Here is a 4,686-nt window from a genome sequence, read left to right as displayed (position 1 = left end):
CGCTCATGAGGCCCATCGTGCCACGGCCCCTACCGCCCGTAGCCACACAGCGGTGGCCCGCGGGGGGGGGTGCCCCCCCGCCCCCCCCCCGACGCTTTTTCCGTGACTCAGGGAGCCTTCGAAGTGTCCGCCGAATTCCCGTCCGTCCGCCCGCGCCGCCTGCGCTCCACCCCCGCGATGCGCCGCCTGGTCGCCGAGACCCGGCTCCACCCGGCCGAGCTGATCCTGCCCGCGTTCGTCCGCGAGGGCATCACCGAGCCGAAGCCGATCACCTCGATGCCGGGCGTCGTCCAGCACACCCGCGACACCCTGCGCCGGGCCGCCGTCGAGGCCGCCGAGGCCGGCGTCGGCGGCATCATGCTGTTCGGCGTCCCCGAGGTGCAGGACGCGATCGGCTCCGAGGGCACCAACCCCGAGGGCATCCTGCAGGTCGCCATCCGCGACGTGGTCTCCGAGGTCGGCGACGCCCTGGTCGTGATGTCCGACCTGTGCCTGGACGAGTACACCGACCACGGCCACTGCGGCGTGCTCGCCGCGGACGGCTCGGTCGACAACGACGCCACCCTGGAGCGCTACGCCGAGATGGCCGTGGTGCAGGCCGACGCGGGCGTCCACCTGGTCGGCCCGTCCGGGATGATGGACGGCCAGGTCGCGGTCGTCCGCCGCGCGCTGGACGGCGCCGGGCACCAGGGCGTCGGCATCCTCGCCTACACCGCGAAGTACGCCTCCGCGTTCTTCGGCCCGTTCCGGGAGGCCGTCGGCTCCTCGCTGAAGGGCGACCGCAAGACCTACCAGCAGGACCCGGCCAACGCCCGCGAGTCGCTGCGCGAGCTGGAGCAGGACCTCGCCGAGGGCGCCGACATGGTGATGGTCAAGCCCGCCATGGCCTACCTCGACATCCTGCGCCAGGTCGCCGACGCCTCCCCGGTGCCGGTCTCCGCCTACCAGGTCTCCGGCGAGTACTCGATGGTCGAGGCCGCCGCCGCCAACGGCTGGATCGATCGCGAGCGCACCATCCTGGAGACCCTCACCTCCATCCGCCGCGCCGGCGCCGAGCAGATCCTCACCTACTGGGCCACCGAGGCCGCCCGCCTGGTGCGCTGACGCCCGCTCCTGGACGTGCCGAAGGGCGCGGAACCGTCAACCGGTTCCGCGCCCTTCGGCGTTGACGCGAGGTCAGCCGATCGCGGCGACGCCGCCACCGCCGCCGCCGAGGGCGGTGGAGGTGGCCCAGCCGCCGCCGCCGGCCAGGGTGAAGATGTGGTCGGTCCCGGCGAAGCCGCCGCCGCCACCGGCGAGGAAGGGCTCGTGGGCGGTGGCGACGAGCTGCCCGCCGCCGCCGGCGACCACGTGCGCGTACGCCGGGGCGCCGATGCCGGTCAGGGCGAGCGCGGCGAGGGTGGTGACAACGGCCTTGCCCAGCTTGCTCTTCATGGGAGGGTCCTCTCTGCGTCGGGTGGTGTCACTACGTCAACACGGGGGTGCGGCTGGCGGTGCGCTGCACGCGCCCGCCGGTGCTCCGATCACCCGATCGCGCCGCGGACGAACGGGTGGGGTACGGCCGGAGACACGGAACCGCCGGGCCCGGGGCTGGCCCCGGACCCGGCGGTCGGCTGTGACCGGGAAAGATCAGCCGATCAGGTGGGAGACGCCACCGTCGCCGCTGCCCACGGTGTTCTGGCCCACGTCGCAGGTCTGGGTCGGGTGGTTGTCCAGAACGTCGGCCTTGATCGGGACGACGATGCCGATCAGGGCGCCGACGCCGATGTTGTCGATCTCCGGCAGGCAGATGTTCGGGTTGTCCAGCACGTGGTTGTTCGGGCTGTGGTTGCCCTGGGTGCCGGTCGCGTTGGTGCCGCCGTTGCCCTGGAGGGAGGTGGCGGAGCCGTCCGCGTCGCCGATGGCCATCGCGGGGGTGGCGGTCATGGCGAAGCCGGCGGCGACGACGCCGACGGCGGCGAGAGCCTTCTTGATCATGGGGTCATTCCTTTTCGGATCCGATGGAGTGGAGCAGCGCGCCCGTGCGCGTGGCTCGCGCCGGGGCCCCGCCCGGCCGGGGGAACGGCCGGGCGGGCAGTGGGGCGCGGAGCGGAAGCCGCTCTGCGCCCGGGCAGTGACGGCGCGTCAGCCGATCAGGTGGGAGACGCCGCCGTCGCCGCTGCCGACGGTGCCCTGGCCGACCACACAGGTCTGCTTGGGCTCGTTGTTGAGCGCGTCGACCTCGACCGGGACGGCCACGCCCAGCACCGCCACGCCGATGTTGTGGATCTCCGGCAGGCAGATGTTCGGGTTGTCGGCGAAGTGGAAGTTCGGGCTGTGGTTGCCCCAGGTGCCGCTGGAGTTGGTGCCGCCATTGCCCTGGATGGTGGCGGCGGAGCCGTCCGCGTCGCCGATCGCGACGGCGGGGGTCGACACCGCGGCGAGTGCGGCGGCGGCCAGACCGGCGGCCGCCAGAGACTTCTTGAGCATGGTGGAGATACCTCTCTGAAATGCCGTTCGAGGGGTGCTGCCCCGTCGTCGTCGGGATCAAAGAATGGCGAACAGGAAAGTTACGGGGGCGGAGAAAATTCGTCGAGGATCACCGGTTTCCCAGCGTGCCGGTCGGATTATTAGGCCGTTCCGGTTAACCGGTGCTGTCCCCGGAGGTGCTGGCTCGTTCGCCAGGATGTGCGCGACGCGCCCGAAGTACTGCCGGTACGACCGGTGGCCGCGGAAGTCATACGGAATGACCGACGTACCGGCGTACTGAATTAACGGCGTACCGATCTATCGAATGACCGGCGCGCCGAATCAAATGGACATCGAACGAACGGCGAACACCATGAAGCTCTCCAAGCGGGCCGCGGGCGCCCTGCTGCTGGCGGTCGGCGCCGGCGTGGCGGCGGCACAGGGCGTGTCCCAGGCGGCCCCGAAGACGCCGACCGAGGTGGCCGCGCTAGAGGACGGACTGGCGACCCAGGAGGTGCCGTTCAGCATTCCGCTCAGCACGGCCGCGTCGCCGCTGCCGCTGCTCGCGGACGGCGGCGAGATCCACGGCGGCATCCCGACCTCGCCGCTGCTGCCGCCGTCCGACACCGGCCAGAGCCCGACCCGGCCGATCCCGGAGCACGTGCTGCCGGCCGTGAACGGCGGCAAGCTGGGCCCGTCGCTGGAGGCCACCCTGCCGCTGCCGGAGGCGGACCCGGGGGCGAAGCTCGGCACGCTGGGCCTGGACGCGCCGGCCGCCCCGCTGAACCTGGCCGGCCCGGCGGTCGGCCTGGGCGAGCCGGTCTCCTTCGTGCGCGGCGAGAGCGGTCAACTGACCGACGCCGCACTGTCCTTGGACAAGGTGGACCCACACCTGGTGACCGCCCCGGTGCAGGCCGTGCCGGGTGCCAAGGCCTCGCTCGGCGGCGAGCAGGACCAGATCTCGGTCACCCAGTCGGTGAAGGGGCTGGCCGAGACGACCACCGCCACCACCGGCGAGATGCTCGGCCAGGCCAACCCGGTGGGGACGCTGACCGGCGCGCTGGACCAGTCGCAGATGTGACGCCCCGTCACGGCGTACGGCCCGGCAGCTCCTCGCGGAGGCCGGGCCGTACGCCGTACGCCGTGTGCCGGGCGGGGCTCAGATCGGCAGGGCGGTCAGCAGCGGTCCGGCCAGCGGAAGGTTCTTGGCCCCGCCGCCGGCGGACAGCGGGCCGGTGACCGTGCCGGTGCCGACCGGGCCCACGCCGTTGTCGGGGACCACCGCGACGCCGTTGTTGAGCAGGTCCGCGGACGAGCCGGCCCACGGGTCGAGCCGCAGGTCCTTCGCCGGGGCGATCGCGTAGCCGAGCCCGGCGGTGGTGCCGCCGAGGGCCCCCTGGGCGTCGGTGGGCTGCAGGTGGGTGGCGGGCAGCGGGAGCCCGCCGGGCTGTTCGGTCGCGGCGTGTGCGGTCTGCGCCGTGGCGGCGCCGAGCAGCAGCGCGGTGCCGAGCGCGGCCAGCGCGCCGGTGGTCTTCCGGGACATCGGCCATTCCTTCTGAGGTGAGGGGGACTTCAGGGCAAGGGGGACGCGCACTGCCCCCCGGCCGGTGGGCCGAGGGGCAGTCTGCACGGGGTTGACGATCGACCGATCCGGTCAGTCGCAGTCCTCGACCGGCTCGTGGTGGTGGTGGTGATGCGGGGGCTCGGCCTCGACCGGCGGCTGCTGGGGCTCGGGCTCGGTCGGCACGGTCACGGGCGCGGGCGGGGTGCCACCCCCGTCGGCGTTGACGCAGGTGTTGCCGAAGGCCGGGTTCAGCGCGCCGATGACGTTGATCGAGTTGCCGCACAGGTTGATCGGGACGTGGACCGGGACCTGGATCTGGTTGCCGGAGAGCACGCCGGGGGAGTTGGCGGCGACGCCCTCGGCCTCGGCGGAGGCGTTGGCCAGACCGGCCGAGCCGAGGACCAGGCCGGCGGCGGCGACGGTCAGGACCGCGGCCTTCTTGAAGTTGCGCATGAGGGTTGATCTCCTAGATCACAGCGGGGAGTTGGTGCGCCGCCCGGTTCGAGCGCGCGGCGCGGCACGGCATGGGGCGGGTCAGCCGCCGTTGACGCAGGTGTTGCCGAAGGCCGGGTTCAGCAGGCCGATGACGTTGATCGAGTTGCCGCACAGGTTGATCGGGACGTGGACCGGGACCTGGATCTGGTTGCCGGAGAGCACGCCGGGGGAGTTGGCGG

8 protein-coding genes are annotated in these 4,686 nt (G+C 72.8%); 2 read left to right on the top strand and 6 right to left on the bottom strand.

The window, feature by feature from the left end; all coding sequences use genetic code 11:
• Positions 1 to 123: 123 nt before the first annotated feature.
• Positions 124 to 1,104 (top strand): porphobilinogen synthase, encoded by a 981-nt coding sequence (gene hemB, locus ACFV4P_RS16355; protein WP_380471555.1) that lies wholly within the window; start codon positions 124 to 126, stop codon positions 1,102 to 1,104.
• Positions 1,105 to 1,176: 72 nt separating this feature from the next.
• Here the strand turns inward: hemB and ACFV4P_RS16350 are convergent, their stop codons facing one another.
• From ACFV4P_RS16350 to ACFV4P_RS16340, 3 genes are all read right to left on the bottom strand, one after another.
• Positions 1,177 to 1,434 carry a hypothetical protein gene (locus ACFV4P_RS16350; RefSeq protein ID WP_073807769.1) on the bottom strand — a complete coding sequence of 86 codons (258 nt, stop codon included), beginning with the start codon at positions 1,432 to 1,434 and terminating at the stop codon, positions 1,177 to 1,179.
• A 195-nt stretch (positions 1,435 to 1,629) separates the two neighbouring features.
• Complete coding sequence (locus tag ACFV4P_RS16345) at positions 1,630 to 1,977, bottom strand: rodlet layer protein (protein ID WP_073807771.1); 348 nt, start codon at positions 1,975 to 1,977, stop codon at positions 1,630 to 1,632.
• A 147-nt stretch (positions 1,978 to 2,124) separates the two neighbouring features.
• Positions 2,125 to 2,469 carry a rodlet layer protein gene (locus tag ACFV4P_RS16340; protein ID WP_380471553.1) on the bottom strand — a complete coding sequence of 115 codons (345 nt, stop codon included), beginning with the start codon at positions 2,467 to 2,469 and terminating at the stop codon, positions 2,125 to 2,127.
• A 325-nt stretch (positions 2,470 to 2,794) separates the two neighbouring features.
• Between ACFV4P_RS16340 and ACFV4P_RS16335 the strand changes: the two genes are divergently transcribed.
• On the top strand, positions 2,795 to 3,529 hold the full coding sequence (locus ACFV4P_RS16335) for a hypothetical protein (protein WP_380471551.1): 735 nt from the start codon (positions 2,795 to 2,797) through the stop codon (positions 3,527 to 3,529).
• Positions 3,530 to 3,607: 78 nt separating this feature from the next.
• Here the strand turns inward: ACFV4P_RS16335 and ACFV4P_RS16330 are convergent, their stop codons facing one another.
• The 3 genes from ACFV4P_RS16330 to ACFV4P_RS16320 all read right to left on the bottom strand — a co-directional run.
• Positions 3,608 to 3,991 (bottom strand): hypothetical protein, encoded by a 384-nt coding sequence (locus tag ACFV4P_RS16330; protein WP_380471549.1) that lies wholly within the window; start codon positions 3,989 to 3,991, stop codon positions 3,608 to 3,610.
• Positions 3,992 to 4,102: 111 nt separating this feature from the next.
• Positions 4,103 to 4,465, bottom strand: coding sequence for a chaplin (locus tag ACFV4P_RS16325; protein ID WP_380471547.1), 363 nt, complete (start codon positions 4,463 to 4,465; stop codon positions 4,103 to 4,105).
• An 81-nt stretch (positions 4,466 to 4,546) separates the two neighbouring features.
• Positions 4,547 to 4,686 (bottom strand): chaplin (locus ACFV4P_RS16320; RefSeq protein ID WP_380472038.1); only part of this gene is annotated, 140 nt, incomplete at its 5' end.

The organism is Kitasatospora sp. NPDC059795 (genome assembly GCF_042732175.1).
Lineage (GTDB): Bacteria > Actinomycetota > Actinomycetes > Streptomycetales > Streptomycetaceae > Kitasatospora.
Note: the sequence above shows the minus strand (reverse complement) of the source record. Positions and strands in the feature narration are given on the sequence as shown.